Annotated in this window: 1 protein-coding gene; it reads left to right on the top strand. The window is 65.8% G+C overall.

The genetic code is table 11. The features are described 5' to 3' along the window. Window positions 1–1,128, top strand: a 1,128-nt coding sequence (locus ACOQFP_RS00035) for a DUF222 domain-containing protein (protein WP_421583072.1), incomplete at both ends; no start/stop codon positions are given.

The following is a 1,128-nucleotide window of genomic DNA, read 5'->3' as shown; positions in this document are numbered from 1 at the left end:
GAAACTCGGCTTCCCCGGACCCGCCGGCTGGCTCACCTCCACCACCCTGCTCACGCCAGGCAAAGCCAACAAAATTCTCGCCCTCGCCCGCGGACTGAAGAACTTCCCCGACATCGCCGACGCCGTCAACACCGGCAGCATCTCCATCGACCACGCCGCCCTCATCCTCGACTTCGCCGAAACCCCACCCGAAGACCTCCCACCCGAGGGCCGCGACATGGCCAGGGCAGCACTGATCAACGCCGCGACCGGGCCCGACGCCCGCACCGGCCCCCTACGCGCAGCCATCACCCGCTTGCACGACCTCTACGGCGGCACCACCCCACCCGCCGAGGACACCGACCGCAACGAACTCTTCGCCTCGAAAACCCTCAACGGACGAATGATCATGAAAGGTGACTTCGATGCCGTCACCGGCGAAAAACTCCTCACCGCCCTCTCACCCCTGACGGCACCGAGACCCGCCGTCGACGGCACCCCAGACCAACGCAGCCCCGCCCGACGCCGCGCCGACGCATTCGGACACATCCTCGACCGCTACCTCGCCGCCAACAACCGGCCCATCGAAGGTGGAGAAAAACCCCACGTCAACCTCCACATCAACCTGCGCGATCTCACCGACCTCCACGACAATGCCGACGCCGATGCCGGCGACATCACCGACGACGAAACCTCACGCGCTGCAGCCGAATCCGATGATGATGATGGCACCCCCTTCACGGACCGTGGCGCCTATCGGGACTTGTTCGGGGACGGCACCACGGTCGGGTGGCTGCCCTGGATGGGACCACTCTCGCGCACCACCTCCCGACAACTGGCCTGCGATTGCATCCTCACCGCCATCGTGATGGACGAGACCGGTAACCCGATCAACCTCGCCCGCACAATGCGTACCGTTAACTCCAGACAGAAACGCGCCCTGATCGCCCGCGATCACGGCTGCGCGTTCCCCGGCTGCGGCACACCCGCCGCCTGGACCGAAGGCCACCACATCCGACACTGGGCAGACGGCGGCCCCACCGACCTGAACAACCTCGTCCTACTCTGCGGCTTCCACCACCGACTCATCCACCATTCGGACTGGGAAGTGTTCATCGCCGACGACAACCACCCCTGGTTCATCCCACC

This window comes from Rhodococcus sp. MALMAid1271 (assembly GCF_049195265.1).
GTDB lineage: Bacteria > Actinomycetota > Actinomycetes > Mycobacteriales > Mycobacteriaceae > Rhodococcoides.
Note: the sequence above shows the minus strand (reverse complement) of the source record. Positions and strands in the feature narration are given on the sequence as shown.